The organism is Paenibacillus sp. FSL M7-1046, from assembly GCF_038007405.1.
Lineage (GTDB): Bacteria > Bacillota > Bacilli > Paenibacillales > Paenibacillaceae > Paenibacillus_AQ.
In genome coordinates this window covers 394,028-409,878 of sequence record NZ_JBBOXB010000001.1, presented here as the reverse complement: position 1 = coordinate 409,878, position 15,851 = coordinate 394,028, and the positions used below count along the sequence as shown (strand labels likewise).

General features: G+C 51.8%; 12 protein-coding genes. 8 read left to right on the top strand and 4 right to left on the bottom strand.

What is annotated here, in order from left to right:
- Positions 1-127 precede the first annotated feature (127 nt).
- Positions 128-631 carry a DUF1036 domain-containing protein gene (locus tag NYE29_RS01565; RefSeq protein WP_340894018.1) on the top strand — a complete coding sequence of 168 codons (504 nt, stop codon included), beginning with the start codon at positions 128-130 and terminating at the stop codon, positions 629-631.
- Positions 632-709: 78 nt separating this feature from the next.
- Here NYE29_RS01565 and NYE29_RS01560 read toward each other — a convergent pair whose 3' ends face one another.
- On the bottom strand, positions 710-1,075 hold the full coding sequence (locus tag NYE29_RS01560; RefSeq protein ID WP_340894017.1) for a response regulator: 366 nt from the start codon (positions 1,073-1,075) through the stop codon (positions 710-712).
- A gap of 25 nt (positions 1,076-1,100) precedes the next feature.
- A complete protein-coding gene (locus tag NYE29_RS01555; RefSeq protein ID WP_340894016.1) occupies positions 1,101-2,303 on the bottom strand; it encodes a sugar efflux transporter in 1,203 nt (400 codons plus the stop codon).
- Positions 2,304-2,389: 86 nt separating this feature from the next.
- On the opposite strand from NYE29_RS01555, the gene NYE29_RS01550 reads away from it, so the two are divergent.
- The 3 genes from NYE29_RS01550 (at position 2,390) to NYE29_RS01540 (ending at position 6,964) form a co-directional block, all read left to right on the top strand.
- Positions 2,390-3,331, top strand: a complete 942-nt coding sequence (locus tag NYE29_RS01550) for an AraC family transcriptional regulator (RefSeq protein WP_340894015.1) — start codon at positions 2,390-2,392, stop codon at positions 3,329-3,331.
- 165 nt (positions 3,332-3,496) lie between these two features.
- Positions 3,497-6,322 carry a glycoside hydrolase family 3 protein gene (locus tag NYE29_RS01545; RefSeq protein WP_340894013.1) on the top strand — a complete coding sequence of 942 codons (2,826 nt, stop codon included), beginning with the start codon at positions 3,497-3,499 and terminating at the stop codon, positions 6,320-6,322.
- A gap of 204 nt (positions 6,323-6,526) precedes the next feature.
- Positions 6,527-6,964 (top strand): DUF5680 domain-containing protein, encoded by a 438-nt coding sequence (locus tag NYE29_RS01540; RefSeq protein ID WP_076110494.1) that lies wholly within the window; start codon positions 6,527-6,529, stop codon positions 6,962-6,964.
- A gap of 67 nt (positions 6,965-7,031) precedes the next feature.
- Here the strand turns inward: NYE29_RS01540 and NYE29_RS01535 are convergent, their stop codons facing one another.
- Both NYE29_RS01535 and NYE29_RS01530 read right to left on the bottom strand, forming a co-directional pair.
- Positions 7,032-7,463, bottom strand: coding sequence for a hypothetical protein (locus NYE29_RS01535; RefSeq protein WP_340894012.1), 432 nt, complete (start codon positions 7,461-7,463; stop codon positions 7,032-7,034).
- 67 nt (positions 7,464-7,530) lie between these two features.
- A complete protein-coding gene (locus tag NYE29_RS01530; RefSeq protein ID WP_340894011.1) occupies positions 7,531-8,808 on the bottom strand; it encodes a helix-turn-helix domain-containing protein in 1,278 nt (425 codons plus the stop codon).
- A gap of 112 nt (positions 8,809-8,920) precedes the next feature.
- Here NYE29_RS01530 and NYE29_RS01525 point away from each other — a divergent pair, with 112 nt between their 5' ends.
- The 4 genes from NYE29_RS01525 (at position 8,921) to NYE29_RS01510 (ending at position 15,789) form a co-directional block, all read left to right on the top strand.
- Complete coding sequence (locus tag NYE29_RS01525; protein ID WP_340894009.1) at positions 8,921-11,191, top strand: glycoside hydrolase family 3 C-terminal domain-containing protein; 2,271 nt, start codon at positions 8,921-8,923, stop codon at positions 11,189-11,191.
- Between the two features lie 218 nt (positions 11,192-11,409).
- Positions 11,410-12,759 (top strand): glycoside hydrolase family 30 protein, encoded by a 1,350-nt coding sequence (locus NYE29_RS01520; protein WP_445322146.1) that lies wholly within the window; start codon positions 11,410-11,412, stop codon positions 12,757-12,759.
- A gap of 188 nt (positions 12,760-12,947) precedes the next feature.
- Positions 12,948-14,711, top strand: coding sequence for a sensor histidine kinase (locus NYE29_RS01515; protein ID WP_340894007.1), 1,764 nt, complete (start codon positions 12,948-12,950; stop codon positions 14,709-14,711).
- Positions 14,704-15,789, top strand: coding sequence for a response regulator transcription factor (locus NYE29_RS01510; protein WP_340894006.1), 1,086 nt, complete (start codon positions 14,704-14,706; stop codon positions 15,787-15,789). Before NYE29_RS01515 ends, NYE29_RS01510 begins: the two co-directional genes overlap by 8 nt.
- Positions 15,790-15,851 lie beyond the last annotated feature (62 nt).

The window sequence follows — 15,851 nt, the reverse complement described above, 5'->3', positions numbered from 1 at the left end:
ATGCCGCACAATGACTGGAATGACTATATGCCCTATTTGTCTAATAATAAACCATTGTCCAGCCCCTTTATTCACTATTTTCATATGATGCAGGGTAAGGAAAAAAGTGATGAAGGGAATGATGACAATGGGACTTAGATTTCGCAACAGTACAAGTGAGACGGTATTTGTTGCCTATGCTTACCCGAATTTCAACTGTACTCCAATTAACTACGCCACAATTGGCTACTACCGGATCGAACCGGGCCAGACGAGAGAAGTGTGGAGAGGGCATGCCGGAGGCAACACATTCTTTTACTATGCAGAGAGTGACAGCTATACTTGGTCAGGGGACTACTATACAGAGATCCCTTATGAAGCCTTCCATCAGTGCTGGGACAGCGACTGCAACGATTGCAGAGAACTTGGCTTTCGCAGAATTCCTGTCGGATCCAGCGTCCGCAACTTTACAGTTGTGTTAATCTCCAGCAGCAGCCGAAGCAAAAAAGGATTACCTCATCTTCGGACAGCATTGCCTACAAAGCCTGGAAAACCGATTGTGCGGAGAGTTCCACTGAAGGCCAGAAAGCTGACCCCGGGAAGACCGGTTTCGGTCAACCGCAGAGCCGTGCCTAAAAAACGGAGAAGATAGTGGATGAATGCAAAAAGAGTGCACCTATCATTGGATAGGGCACTCTTTTTTTCTAAATCAAAGCATGTATTATCCGAATTATCCGGTGACGGCAAAGGCTCTCATTAACGCGCCTTCCAGCTCGCCTCTAGCAATAGGCTTCAGCAGGGAAACAATGCCCCCTTTGCTGAAAGCTTCGAGGACAAACGGATGGCTACTGGTGACAATAATTGTACTCTGCGGATATTGGGCATTGGCAAGGCGTTCAGATAAAGGCGCTTCTCCGAGCAGCAGCAGTTTGGCATCGGTCACAATAATATCCGGTTCATGTTCGGTAATCAGCCGAATGGCTTCCTGATCGCAATTAGCCTCAAGAATAACATCCTCTGTAAAATGGAGCTGTTTCAGCATCAGCTTCAGGTGATTGCGTACATGAGGTTTGTCGTCAACAAGCATGATTTTCATAATATGGCCTCCTGTCTGGTTGCATTTAGGATTCATACACCTTTTGTGCGGAGTAGCGCTGGGGAAGCAACATAAGTGCAAGGGAGAATACAACAAGCAGCAAGCAGCCCCAGTAAGCATTGCGGTATCCGACCCACTCAGCAGCGGCCCCTCCGGCCAGACTTCCGACCAGCCGTCCGATGGTAGTGGCATTGGTATATAACGTTGAAGCATATCCGGGCAGATCAGGGAGCAAATCCTGAATGTAGCTGATTCCGATGGCCGAAATCACGGCAACAAAGAAAGCCAGCAGCACCTGTCCGGCCAAGAGATGCCACAATTGTGTCGAGGCAAGCACCAAAATATAATAAGCCGCTCCCAGTAGTATTCCCCAGAACATCAACACCCGATTGGAGGTTTTGGCAGACAATACCCCTAATACGAGCATGAATGGAATCTCCAGCAGCGCACAAATACTTGAGACCGTGGCTACATTCTGCGTACTGCCGCCCAAGGTGTTAATGATGAACAATGAGATATTCAGATTGTTAAGCCAGTGTCCGGCATATAACTGGGTCAGCACCAGAAACGGGATAAGCACTCTGGCGTTCTGATGCAGCTTCATCTGCATTGCGGCTTGAATACCGGCTGGCTTCGTTGATACGGGACGTTTCACGAAAAAGCAGACCAGCAAGGCATTAAGCAGGAAGATCAGTGAGGTGCTCATGAAAATACCCTGGAACCCCAAGTGATTAAGGAGGATGGAGCCGATCAGCGGGCCGGTAATAAACCCCAGGGAGAACATCGAGCGCAGACTTGAATTGGCAAAGGCATGATCGGCGGACGGACTGGCATTTACCGCTTCCCGCGCACTGGCGAACAATTGCGGCATGGCCGGAGCGCCAATGGCAGTGAAGACCGTCATGTACAGCAGCAGCGCATAAAATTCGTGGATGAATAAATAACCGGCAAAAGCCAGTGCGTTGAACAGCATGGCTGTGACCATGAGTGTTTTACGGTTCAGTCCGGAATCGGAGCGTTTGGCGATGATCGAGCTGAGCCAGACCCCGCTGATTAAGGTCACTGCGGTAAAGATTCCGAAGGTTCCTGCGGAAACCCCCAGCTTTGTTGTGAAATAAACAGCCAAAAAGGGAGAACTGATGGAAATGGCCATCCCCTGCAGCATCATGCAGATCATAAACAGGGAGTAGCTTGGAATCAGGAAAAGCTGGCGGGTTCGCGTCAACATGTACGTAAAGTTTCTCCTTCACTTTCTAGCCTTGCGGCTTTCTCTTTGATTTGGTTATAGTATAGATAATGGCTTGCGATTATTGAATGTTTTATCTGATTGAAAAGCTCTACTATTTGGCTGAGGCGGTGAACGATATGGACCTGAGGCTGCATGCCTGCGCCTATTCTTTTCATACACTTCCGTTTAAATCTTCCTTTACGCCGCCACCGTTTTTCCTGTTCCGGCTGCAGGTGGTGGGCAGCTGCCGGGCGCTTGTAGGCGGCAAAATGAGTCTTGTCCAGCCAGGCGACTTATTAATCTATCGTCCTGGAGAGCCATATCATTTAGCGGTGGATGCAATTGACGGAAAGATCGAAAGCGGCGACTATTATTTACTGTGTGAAGGTTCTTGGATCGAAGAATGGTGGGAATCCCAGCCCCGGCTGACTCAGCAGAGAGTTCATCTGGATGAAGGCATGCTCTCGTTATGGCAGCAGCTCAGCATCGAGCAGCACCGTATCGCACAAGGTAACCCCGAGCTGATCCGGCATTTATTGTGTGCGCTATGCCTATCTTTAGACCGTTTGTCGGGTGAAGCTGTCTCGGGGCATAACCCGCAGGGACGCTCGAATGAACTGGTTTTGCGGATGAGACGCTATATTAACAAAAATGCGCTGAATCCGCTAAGAGTGGAGGAAGTTGCCAGGTTTGCCGGACTGAGTGTATCCAGAGCCGTACATCTTTTTAAAGAGCTGACAGGTTATACCATTATCCAGTATACACAGGAGATTCGCCTGTCCAACGCCCTGGAGCGGATCCGGTTTACCGACTTAAGCCTGGAGAATATTGCCGGGAGCTGCGGCTTCGGGACGTATTCCTATTTTCACAAGGTATTCAAAGCCAGGTATGGCCTTTCTCCCAAGGAAATCCGCAGCCGGCCGGCTTCGGCAGAGCTGAACTACCAGGACAGCAGGTTTGTTATCCATCACCCGGATGGTAATCTGTCAGGCATCTCTCCAGATGCCCGGCGTTTTCTCAGTTCATGATTAGAATCTCTAATTATGAACTGATTTTTATTATAATTGTTAAGGTGTTGCTGCTCACGGTAATCTTTTATGATGGTGAAGGAGAGTCCTGTGGAAGCGCCTTAATCGGCTATCCATGCGCTACGATGAAACCGTTATCACAAAGATTGAAGGAGTGAACTACTAATGGAAACAGCTACATACCCATATCAGCAGACGGATTTACCTGTAAATGAACGCGTGCAAGATCTGATCTCCAGATTGACTCTGGATGAAAAGGTAAACCTGATGCCGCAATATCAAGCCGCTGTAGAGCGCTTGGGCGTAGGAGCCTATAAACATGGTACGGAAGGGGCACACGGGATTTCGTGGCTGGGCAAGGCAACTGCTTTTCCTCAGGTCAGCGGATTGGCCTGCACCTGGAATCCGGAACTCTTGAAAAAGATCGGCTCAGCCATCGGTGACGAGGCGAGAGCGTTCTACAAGAAGAATCCGACCGTTAACGGATTGACACTATGGGCACCTACGGTGGATATGGAACGTGATCCGCGCTGGGGCCGCACGGAAGAGGCATACGGAGAAGATCCGGAATTAACCGGACGCCTCAGTACCTCACTGGTGCAGGGGATCCAAGGCGATCATCCCAAGTATTTGAAAGCGGTAGCAACACTTAAGCATTTCCTCGGCAATAATAATGAAATCAACCGCGGCGTTGACTCGTCGAGCATTGATCCGAGAAATATGCGTGAATATTATCTGGAAGCCTTTAAGCCTGCCTTCAAGGAAGGCGGCGCTAAGTCCATGATGACCGCCTACAACTCGCTTAATGGCGTACCGGTCATCCTGCATCCTGCGGTGATGGATATTGTCAAAGGCGAATGGGAAATGGACGGCTTTATTGTAAGCGATGCCGGGGATTTGTTCGGTATTGTGAAGGATCATAAATATTATGAGTCATTCGCCCAGTCAATGGCTGAATCGATCAAAAACGGGATCGACAGCGTGACAGAAGAAACGGCGGAGACGATCAAGGTTATTCATGAAGCACTGGCTGAAGGGCTGCTTGCCGAGGAAGATCTGGACCGTGCGCTGTTCAACACATTCCGTGTCCGGTTCCTTCTGGGTGAGTTCGATCCTGAAGAAGGCAATCCGTATGCGGCAATCGACGATTCCGTCATCCTCAGCAAGGAGCATGGCGAGTTGTCGCTGGAAGCTGCGAAGCAGTCTATTGTACTGCTGAAGAATGAGAACAGTACGCTTCCGCTGAACCCGAAAGAGTTGTCCAAAGTTGCGGTCATCGGTCCGCTCGGGGACGAAGCTTTCAGAGACTGGTATTCCGGCACCCAGCCTTATGCTGTCACACCTCTGCAGGGAGTAACCAAGAAGCTTGCAGGCAAACAGGTATCGTTCGAAAGCGGCGATGACCGGATCATCCTGACTTCGGCGGCAACAGGCCAAGCCGTAGGAATCACCGGCGAGGACGGCAGACTGGCAGTGCAACATGAGACTAAGGAGCGCGGAGAATTGTTCCGCCATACGGCCTGGGGCTGGACGAGCAACACTCTTGAAGCTACAAGCCGGGGACAATATGTCACCCTTAGCGACGCCGATACACTGACGGCTTCCGCGGATGAAATCTATGGCTGGTATGTGAAGGAAGCACTGAATGTTGTACCGGAAGCCGAAGGTACAGTCAGCCTGCGGACCTGGAATGACAAGCCGATCTCGATCCATGCCGAAGACGGAACCCTCCGTGTGGCCGATCAGGATACCGTAGCGCTGGACAATACATTCCGCAAAAATATCGTTGTAAACGGAGTTGAGGCTGCGGTTGAAGCCGCGAAAGCCGCAGAAGTTGCCGTTGTATTCGTCGGCAATCATCCGCTCCTGAACGGCAAGGAAGAGATCGACAGACCGGATATCGTCCTGCCGGAAGAGCAGGAGAATCTGGTTAAGGCTGTGTATGAAGCCAATCCTAATACAGTGGTGGTTATTGTCGGAAGTTATCCGATTACTTCCACATGGATTGATGAGCATATCCCGGCGGTCCTCTATACTTCCCACAGCGGGCAAGAGCTGGGCAACGCGGTAGCCGATGTGCTGTTCGGCGACTACAGCCCGTCCGGTAAGCTGAATATGACCTGGTACCGGTCGGTGGATCAGCTTCCTCCGCTGATGGATTACGACATTATTAAAGGCAAAAGAACGTACATGTACTTCGATGGTGAGCCGCTGTATCCGTTCGGCCATGGCCTGAGCTACGCACAGGTATCTTATAACAGCCTGTCGCTGGCTGCCAGGGAAGTGGAGCAGGACGGAACGATCAGCCTGTCCGTTCAGCTTGAGAATACCGGTTCCGTGGATGGCGACGAGGTCGTTCAATTATACGTGCAGTCCTTGTCTTCCAGAGTCAAACGTCCACTGAAGCAGCTGAAGGGGTTCCAAAAGATCCGGCTTGCCGCAGGACATACGCAAACAGTGGAATTCACGTTGCCGGTTGCCGAGCTGGCTTTCTGGGATGTAACGCGTGAACAATACTGTGTTGAAAACGGCGAATATGCCGTCATGATCGGCCGCTCTTCAAGTGATATTCAATTGACCGCCCAGATCAAAGTGCATGGCGAAACGATTCCGGCCCGCAATCTCTATGCGACGGTCAAAGCCGAGAACTATGACGACTATGAAGCGGTATATCTGGATGAATGCAAGGCGGGCGGCGCTTCTGTCCATCCGGCAGGTGAAGGAGCATGGATCGCCTTCAAAGATGTGGAGTTCGGTCAAGGTACCGCAACGTTCCACGCGCTCGTATCCTCCGTGACCGGCGGCAGCATTGAGGTCAGAACAGAAGGCCCGGCAGGACAACTGGCGGCGACCCTTGAGGTTCCGGCGGGCGAAAGCCTGCAACAGTGGCAAACATTATCTGTGCAAGCTGAAATTGAAGCTGGCGGAAACGATGTGTATCTGGTCTTTAAAGGCGAGGTGCTGCTCAGCCGCTTCCATTTTTCCGTGTAGCTCCAGCTAACAAAACGTAATTGGGTATAATCTTATATCGGGTATGCAAAGGCCCCGAGTTTCTGAATTTCAGAAACTCGGGGCTTTTTACTGCTGCGGAAGGCAAGTTAAGCTTGAGTAAGTGTAAAAATATAGGTTGTTAAATGGGAACTTGTGTTCTATTATGAGGAGGTTGGAATAATGAGTCGGAGGAGGTTGATCTGAATGACAGGAATGATTGATTTTCTATTGGAGGCTAAGAAAGCAACGTACGCAGGAAAGGGCCCGGAATTATCCCCGTCCCGTCCAGAATCACATGATTTGGAGTTTGCTAGAGGGAATTTGCGGTATATTGATACCTACCTGGGTTCCGAAAAGTTCGCTGGGGAAGAAGCGTTATGGGAAGACGGCACTCCTATTTGGGCGATGAATTATGCTGGCCGCATAATCGCTGAGGGCTTTAGTGGAGATTTCTTGAAGGAAGCACTGCTGCAAGTACCCCAGAATAAACCTTTCAGGGGACCTGATAGTTATTCAAAGGACAGGTTCACTTATAACTGTAAGGTTGATGGTGATTTCGGATGGTTCAGCGGTTACGAGGAAATATGGGCAGGAGACATTAAAGTCTATGAATGTATGTTTCATGGCGGTGTAATTCAATAGGGTAAAAAAAGAACCCACGGCTAACGCCTGTGGGTTCTTTTTGCACATTATGTAGTTGGAGGCAAGCTTAATCGCCCCCACCACCGCCGCCACCGCCAGAATCGCCACCACCGCCGGAATCGCCACCGCTGCTATGGCCGCCGCCATCCCAGCCTCCGCCGTGACTATGACCGCCGCCATCCCAGCCTCCATGCCCGCCATGATGACTGTCCCAGCTGCTGCCGCCATGACTGCGATCGTGATGACCGCCGTTCCCGCTGTTTCCGTCATGGTGATTGCGGGTGTGATTGTTGTTGTCGTTGTCGCCCGTAAAGAGATTTGGATCCGCGCCGGGGAAGAAATAATTGTCAGCCGAGTTGTTTCGGTTCCGCAGCCGGTTGCTGCCGCCGTGTTTCCTGCCGTTATCACGGATAACCGCCTGGACGACGATATACACTAACACACCAATAAAAACAATGCCGATGCCCAAAGTAATCGCTCCTTCAAGGTTTCTTACCAAGATTGTACCATATTATTGCAGCTCTGCACCTTAATTGCACAAGAGAATGGCACATCTAGTAGATAATTCAGCGGTCATGCCGGAACTGCCTGGGTGTTACTCCGGTATATTTCTTAAAGACTTTCGTGAAATAGCTCTGGTCGTTGAAATGAAGCCGGGTGGCGATATCCGACAACGTGACCCCGGGCAGCTCGATCAGCCGCTTGGCCTCCTCAATCCGCTCCCGCTGGATATAATCGCTGACAGAAATTCCATTCTCCTTCTTGAACAGCTGAGAGAGATAGCTGGCATTCAGCCCGGCCACCTCAGCTAATTTGTTCAGAGTAAGCTCCTCGTACATGTGGTTGAAAATATAGTTCTGGCATAGTGCAGAAGTGCGGGACAGCTTTGATCGGCGGTTGTCGCGCACATGATCGGCGAAATCGCACAGAGCCGCGAGCTGGGCTTTGTCAACGGCGGGAATATCCTTCAGTTCTTCGATATGCTGAATGTGGAAGTCGCTCAGCGTATAGGCGATTTCCCAGAACAGGCCCCCGTCGATCGCGGCCCGGGTTGCCAGTGTGATGGAGGAGATGGCCAGATTTTTTTTGCTGCGCAGCTGGCTTTTCTTGGAGAGCCGCCCGAAGCTTTCCTCGGAGAAGGAGGCTTGGGAGCGCAGGAGTCCTGCTTTGTCTCCGATTGCGATATGGCGGAACATCTCCTGTTCGAGCATCGGCTCATGATGCAGCCAGGTGTTCTCGCGCCGGTAGGAGTGATTGAGATCCGAACGGCTTTCCGTATGCTGCACAGGCTCATGATGAGTAGAGGCAAGCAGCAAATCCGTGACCGAAAGGGCTTGTCCGTTGACCAGTGAGTACAGCAGCAGGGCGGCATGGTACCATCTCGTCCGGCTCAGCACCGGCAGGCCGCGGTAATACTGAAGCCACTCTTCCACATGGCTAAGCGGGAGGTTGTGGTCATTCATCAGGCTGGCTACAGTAGCCTCGGTCATTGAAGCGGCCAGTGAAGGGCCGAGTATTATCGTTCCGCCAGTCCCAAGCTCTGCAGGCAGCTTAAGCATAATGAAATTTTCCAGAAAACCGGTAGTGTGCAGATACGGCAAAAAGGAAGTCCCCCCGGTGTTTCGGGGATGGTTGTGCTCTAGTCCAGAGACGAACTCCGCAATTTCGGCCAGCATACCGGTGTGGGTGGGCGCAGCCGGCCGTTCTTCCATAGAAGGAGGGAGCGCCAGTTGAAGGTTGCCTGCAGTGTCCAGCCAGCAGACCGGAATCCGGTAAGCTTCGTAGATTAATTTGCAGATGTATTGCAATCCCTCTGTTTCCTCCAGGTAGTCAAACATCTTCATCCATCCACCTCCTGATCCAATGAAAATACCAATAATACAATAGTAATACCATAAATGCGGGTTGAAGTATATTAGAATGGGAGTAGAAAAACCTATTTCGAGGAGGCATATGATGACAACTCACATTTCAAACCTCATTTCGCAAATGACACTGGAAGAAAAGGCCGGACTTTGCTCCGGGCTGGATTTTTGGCACACGAAAGGCATCGGGCGGCTGGGCATTCCCTCTTTGATGCTAACCGACGGTCCCCATGGACTGCGGAAGCAACAAGGGAGCGCCGACCATCTCGGACTTCATAATAGTGTACCGGCAACCTGTTTTCCATCCGCAGCCGGGCTTGCATCTTCCTGGGACCGTGAGCTGATTCATGAGGTCGGCAAGGCGCTCGGCGAGGAATGCCAGGCGGAGGATGTAGCGGTCCTGCTTGGACCGGGAACCAATATTAAACGTTCCCCGCTGAACGGGCGAAACTTCGAATATTTCTCGGAAGACCCTTATCTATCATCGGAAATGGGCGCCAGCCATATCCAAGGAGTGCAAAGCCAGGGCGTGGGCACCTCGCTGAAGTATTTTGCCGCCAACAATCAGGAGCACCGCAGAATGTCTACGAATGCCATCATTGATGAGCGGACGCTGCGGGAAATTTACCTGGCCAGCTTCGAAGGCGCAGTGACACAAAGTCAGCCATGGAGTGTAATGTGCTCTTATAATCAGCTGAATGGTGAATACGCTTCCGAAAGTGAAACACTGCTGACGAAGGTGCTTAGAGAGGAATGGGGCTTTGAGGGCTTCGTCGTGTCCGACTGGGGAGCGGTCAATGAACGGGTGAAGGCGCTGCAGGCCGGGCTTGAGTTGGAGATGCCGTCAAGCGGAGGCATTGGTGATGCCAAAATCGTGGCCGCAGTGAACAGCGGGGAGCTGTCCATGGAAACGCTGGATAAAGCTGTGGAGCGGCTGCTGTCCTTTATTTTCAAAAGAGTGGAGAACCGCAAGGAGAATGCAACGTTCGATCTGGAGCAGCATCATGCGCTGGCGCGGAAGGTGGCCCGGGAAAGTATGGTGCTGCTGAGAAACGAAGACAATATTCTGCCGCTTGCCAAGAGCGGAACGCTTGCCATTATCGGCGAATTCGCCAAAAAGCCGCGTTACCAGGGCGGAGGCAGCTCGCATGTCAATCCGACGAGGCTGGATGATGCTTTTGCCGAAATGCAGGCGGTGGCGGGCGATTCTGCAAGCTTCCTGTATGCACAGGGATATGATTTGAACAGCGATGAAATCAATAGTGCTCTGCTGAAGGAAGCACAGGAAACGGCGCAAGGCGCAGATGCTGCGGTGTTGTTCCTTGGACTGCCTGACAGCTATGAATCGGAGGGGTATGACCGCAGTCATCTGTCGCTGCCTGAGAGCCATAAGGCGCTGATCAAGGCGGTGGCTGAAGTTCAAGACCAAATTATCGTGGTGCTGAGCAACGGCTCCCCGATTGAGATGCCTTGGCTGAATCATACGAAGGCCGTTCTGGAAGGTTATCTGGGCGGGCAGGCTTTTGGCGGTGCAATTGCCGATCTGCTCTTCGGTGAAGTAAGCCCAAGCGGCAAACTGGCCGAGACCTTCCCGCAGAAGCTGAGCGACAATCCTTCCTTCCTCAATTTCCCCGGTGAAGGCGATACGGTGGAATATAAGGAAGGTCTGTTCGTCGGCTACCGCTATTATGATAAAAAAGAAATCGAGCCGCTGTTCCCGTTCGGCTTTGGACTCAGCTATACGCAATTCGAGTACAGCGGTCTGAAACTGGACAAGAGCAGTATCAGGGATACGGATGTTGTCCAGGTGACGGTCAATGTCAAAAATACAGGCAGCCGGACAGGCAAAGAGGTGGTTCAGCTCTATGTCAGTGACGTGGAGAGCAGTGTCATCCGCCCGCTGCAGGAGCTTAAAGGCTTCCAGAAGCTGGAGCTGCAGCCGGGGGAACAGCGTGAAGTCTCCTTCACCCTGAATAAGCGTGCTTTTGCCTATTACAACGTGAAGCTGGCGGACTGGCATGTGGAAAGCGGAACGTTCAATATTGCCGTAGGCTCTTCATCGCGGGATATCCGGCTCTCCGCTCCACTTACGGTAACTTCGACAACGAAGATTACGGTAAGTTTCCACCGCAACACCACGGTAGGCGATTTGCTGGAAAATCCGTTGACTGCGGAAAAAGCAAAGAATTACAGCAGTATCTTTGGCCTGGAAGATGCAATGGATGATAATCCGGAAATGTTCCTTGCCATGATGAAATATATGCCGCTGCGTGCGATGATCGGCTTTGGCCAAGGGAAATATACCGAGGCTGATTTGGCCGAAGATTTGCGGGAATTGAACGCGCTGGTTGCAGAGCAATAATCGCCGCCTGCCGAATCACTGGCAGGAAGACATAACCTGTTAGGAATAGAAAAGGCAGCGCCCCGTTATGAGGCCGCTGCCTTTTGACAGGTTAAAATAATCCAATCCGTGATTGCCGGATTATCCAATTCCATTATGAATGACCCGAGATATAATGAAAGCGTAATCATTTAAAAACAAATACAGCTCCAAACTACACCAATGGAGGAACTTATAATATGGCTGATACAATTCAGAAATGGTTTGCCAGCACGGAAAAAGCACCTTGGATGGCCCAAAACATCCCTGGTCCTGGTCCAGAACAAGCCGGGACGGCCGCGAATCTGACCGTTACCGCAGAGACGTTCCAGACGCTGGAAGGCTTCGGCGGCTGCTTTAACGAATTGGGCTTTGTGGCGCTGGGGCATCTGCCGGAGGAAGAACGGGCGGTGCTGATGCATGAGTTGTTCCATCCCGAAGGGGAGCAGCGGTTCAGCATCTGCCGCCTGCCGATTGGAGCCAGCGATTATGCGCTGGAATGGTACAGCCTGAACGAGTATGACGGAGACTACGCCATGGAGCATTTCTCCATTGAGCGTGACCGGCAGATGCTGATTCCCTACATCAAGGAAGCCCTGCAGCTGAACCCGGACCTCAAGCTGTTCGCGTCCCCCTGGAGCCCGCCGACATGGATGAAGTTCCCCAAAGCGTATAACTATGGAACACTACGCTGGGAGCCGCAAGTTCTTGAAGCATACGCCCTTTATTTCGTGAAGTTCGTGGAAGCCTACCGTGCAGAAGGCATAACGATTCATCAGGTGCATGTGCAGAATGAGGTGGTTGCCGACCAGAAGTTTCCTTCCTGCGTCTGGACCGGGGAGCAGCTGAGGATCTTCATCCGCGACTACCTTGGCCCGGCATTCGAGAAGCATGGGCTGGAGACGGAAATTTGGCTGGGGACGATCAATGCCCCGGAGCCATGGGATGAGTGGCTTAAAGCTAAATCAAGCGATCATGATGCCTTCGCCGGGGTGGTGCTCGGTGATCCCGAAGCCTATAAATATATCAAGGGCGTAGGTTATCAATGGGCCGGCAAATATGCCATCCAACGCACCGTGCAGAGTTACCCGGAGCTGCGGTATATGCAGACCGAAAATGAATGCGGCGATGGCAAAAACACGTGGTTTTATGCGAGATATGTATTTAACCTGTACCAGCATTATTTCATGAACGGTGTGAACGCTTATATCTATTGGAACATGGTGCTTGAACCCAAGGGAAGGAGCACTTGGGGCTGGGAGCAGAATTCCCTGCTGACCATTGACCCCGGCCAAAGACAAGCGACCGTGAATCCGGAGTATTACGTGATGAAGCATTTCTCCCGTTTTGCCGTCCCTGGTTCAGTAAGAGTAGGGCTTAAAGGTCCGTGGAGCGGCCATGCCGTTGCTTTCCGGACACCGCTGGGCGGGATCACGCTCGTTCTGACCAATCCATTCAAGGAACGGCGGATGCTGCACTTGCATAGTGGTTCCTCGTCGTACTCCCTGGAGCTTGAACCGGAATCCTTCCATACGTTTGTCCTTAGTTAACGGGGCATTCTCCTTAAACTAACGTCCATTCTTCGCGGGGCGTTAGTTTTTTGTTAAGATAAAATAATTTAAAGCATTCAACACTTAACATGAATTGTTGAACCCAAGAAAATTCCATTCTGACTTGGGCAAACTATGGCAAGTGAAACTTGGAGGTTGGTGCAGCAATGAGGGTTGCCGGTTGGATCATGAAACTTACTGAGTCTTTCCGCCGCAGTATCCGCAATAAGCTTATTCTGACTATGATTATCCTCGCTGTTGTGCCGATTGTGACGATTACAGCACTGGCAGCCGAGAACAGCCGCCGGTCAATGGAGGCCGAGGTCATCAGCACGAATCTTTCCAATATGAAATGGACCGGTGTCTATCTGGGTGACCAGTTCGCCCAGCTTAATAATCTGATCTATACCGTGCTGATCAGCCCCCACCTGAGCGAATACCTTGCGAATGTAGAGGAGTCCAGCCTGTCCAGCCAATTTGCCGCACAGCGGAACATTATTGATACGCTGACGAATCTGTTCTACTCTGCGGGCAATCATGTGGTGGGGGTGGAACTGTATCTGAAAGAATATAACAAGCTGTTTACTATCAACGCCTCGCAGAGTGACATTGCCTCAACAGCCGGAATTCCTGCTCCGTATAAGCTGCTTTTTGAGCAAAACAAGGATTTCACAATAGCCGTTGGCGGCAACGACAACGGGAAATTCCAGCTGATCCGCAGCATTAACCGGTTTGAGAACCAGGAGAAGCTCGGAGGCATCTCCCTGGAAATCCGCTGGGGTGTACTGGATCAGACGCTGAATCTATTAGGCCGGGGCAACGATCATACGGTATTTATCGCTAGTAGCGACGGCAAGGTGCTGTACCAGCCCTGGGGAGTGACTCCTTCGGAAGCCATTCTGGACCGGGTTGCTGGCACCGGTGAGGCACAGGGCTTTTTCCGCGGTGACCAGGCCTATGTGTTCTACAATACGATTGATCCAGTGGGTCTCAAGCTGGTCACCGTTATTCCGAACAGCTTCATTAACCAGAGTGCGCTGGCGACCATGAACTTTGGATTGATTGTAGGCGCCATTACCGTGGTCGTGGCGATATTGCTCGCCGTCATTCTGGCCTGGAGGCTGGCGACGCCAATCGTCAGTCTGGCCCGGTCCATCCAGGGCTTCGGCTTAATGAAGGAGCGTGAAGTGCGGCTCAGCAACCGGGTCGATGAAATTGGCCTTCTGGAGACGAAGCTGTACCAGATGTCGTACCGCATCCGCGAGCATATCCGGACGGAATATGTTATCGGCCTGGAGAAAAAGAGTGCCGAGCTTAAAGCACTGCAGGCGCAGATTAATCCGCATTTCCTGCAGAACACCTTGCAGATGATCGGCAGCATGCTGTTCAAGAACAGCCCGGCGGAAAGCTACGGGGTGCTGAGATCGCTCAGCGACATGTTCCGCTACATCATCCGCGAGCCTGAGGACTTGGCCCCGTTGCAGGCGGAGCTGAACCATCTGAACAATTATATGCAGATCCAGCAGCAGCGCTTCGCGGCCCGGCTCAGCTATGCGATCGAAGTGGATGAGCAGGCGACGGACAGTCTGATTCCGAAGCTGAGCCTGCAGCCGATTGTCGAGAATGCTTTTTTTCATGGGCTGGAACAGCAGTCGGGTCCCTGGGTGCTGGAGGTCAAGGTAACTTGTGAAGGGGAGGACACGGTCATTACCATCTGTGACAACGGGATCGGGCTGCAGCCGGATAAGCTGGCGGAGCTGCGGGGAAGACTGGAGCGGCGCAGCGGCGATTTATGGACGCATGGGGAGCGGATTGGCCTAAGCAATGTTGCTTCACGGATTCAGATGCATTTTGGCGGGAAATACGGGATTGGTCTAGATAGCATTCAGGGGCAAGGCACAAAGGTGACTGTAACAATACCACTGGAAAGGGACGGTGCGAACCATGCTTAAAGTGCTGCTGGTGGATGATGAGAGCTGGAACCGTGACATTGTGCGGACGTTTGGCTTATGGGATGAACTGGGCATGGAGATTGCCGGAGAAGCAGAGGACGGGAGCGAGGCGTTGCGCCTGGCCGGTGAGCTGTCCCCGCAGATTGTCATTACCGATATGCGGATGCCTGGTGCGGACGGTGTCAAGCTGATGAATCAGCTTCATGAGTGTTATCCAGAGATTAAAGTGATTGTAGTGAGCGGCTACGACGATTTCAAATATGCCCAGAATGCCATCCGCTACGGTGCGGTGGATTATTTGCTGAAGCCGATTGATCCGGGGGAACTGAATGACGTGCTGCGCAAATGCCGGAAGGAGCTGGAGGAGAACTCCCATGCCCGGGAGCCGTATGCCCTCGATATTGAGGTATCCTTCTCGCTGTCTTCTTACAAGCAGCTGATGAGGGTGCATTTCAATGAGCTGAATCCCGAAGGGGTCAATGCTGTTCTTGAAGGCATAGAGAAGGAACTGGTGCAGGGAGGCTCTGGCAGACCGGGGATGCTGCGGCAGGCGGCAAGTGAAATGCTGCTGCTGCTGAAGGAGCTTATGCGGAGCAACACACTGGAGGAGGATGTCCTGAAGGCGGAGATCCCCCGTGAGGTTTTGATGTCCGGGAGCAACACCGCAGCGTATCTGAAACAGCTCTACGGGACAAGTCTGGAGCAGCTGATCGGACAGCGCAAGTTCAAGAATAAGCTGAACTTGGATGAGGTCCGGCAGTATATCAATGCCCACTTTGCCGAAGTGGTAACGCTGGAAGGGCTGGCCAGAGCTTTTTTCGTCAGCAAGGAATATTTGAGCAAGGTGTTCAAGCTGGAGTATGGCTGTAATGTTACGGATTATATCCTACAGCTGCGGATGGAGAAGGCAAAGGAATGGCTGGCTGAGGAGAGCATTCCGATCAAGACGGTGGCAGAGCTGGCCGGATATGAGGATGTCGGCTATTTCTACAGAGTGTTCAAGAAGCATTACGGCGTTGCCCCCGGTGAAATGCGCAAGCAAGCAGCCGGTTTAAAAATGTCCAATCCGAAAGGGTAATTCCGTCCAATTAACCGCTTTCATAATAAAGATACAATGAAAGCGTAAACAAAACATAGACA

Bases quoted from the DNA above. Each gene is read 5' to 3' on its own strand.
- NYE29_RS01565 (WP_340894018.1), top strand. From the start codon at position 128: ATGGGACTTAGATTTCGCAACAGTACAAGTGAGACGGTATTTGTTGCC.
- NYE29_RS01560 (WP_340894017.1), bottom strand. From the start codon at position 1,075: ATGAAAATCATGCTTGTTGACGACAAACCTCATGTACGCAATCACCTG.
- NYE29_RS01555 (WP_340894016.1), bottom strand. From the start codon at position 2,303: ATGTTGACGCGAACCCGCCAGCTTTTCCTGATTCCAAGCTACTCCCTG.
- NYE29_RS01550 (WP_340894015.1), top strand. From the start codon at position 2,390: ATGTTTTATCTGATTGAAAAGCTCTACTATTTGGCTGAGGCGGTGAAC.
- NYE29_RS01545 (WP_340894013.1), top strand. From the start codon at position 3,497: ATGGAAACAGCTACATACCCATATCAGCAGACGGATTTACCTGTAAAT.
- NYE29_RS01540 (WP_076110494.1), top strand. From the start codon at position 6,527: ATGACAGGAATGATTGATTTTCTATTGGAGGCTAAGAAAGCAACGTAC.
- NYE29_RS01530 (WP_340894011.1), bottom strand. From the start codon at position 8,808: ATGAAGATGTTTGACTACCTGGAGGAAACAGAGGGATTGCAATACATC.
- NYE29_RS01525 (WP_340894009.1), top strand. From the start codon at position 8,921: ATGACAACTCACATTTCAAACCTCATTTCGCAAATGACACTGGAAGAA.
- NYE29_RS01520 (WP_445322146.1), top strand. From the start codon at position 11,410: ATGGCTGATACAATTCAGAAATGGTTTGCCAGCACGGAAAAAGCACCT.
- NYE29_RS01515 (WP_340894007.1), top strand. From the start codon at position 12,948: ATGAAACTTACTGAGTCTTTCCGCCGCAGTATCCGCAATAAGCTTATT.
- NYE29_RS01510 (WP_340894006.1), top strand. From the start codon at position 14,704: ATGCTTAAAGTGCTGCTGGTGGATGATGAGAGCTGGAACCGTGACATT.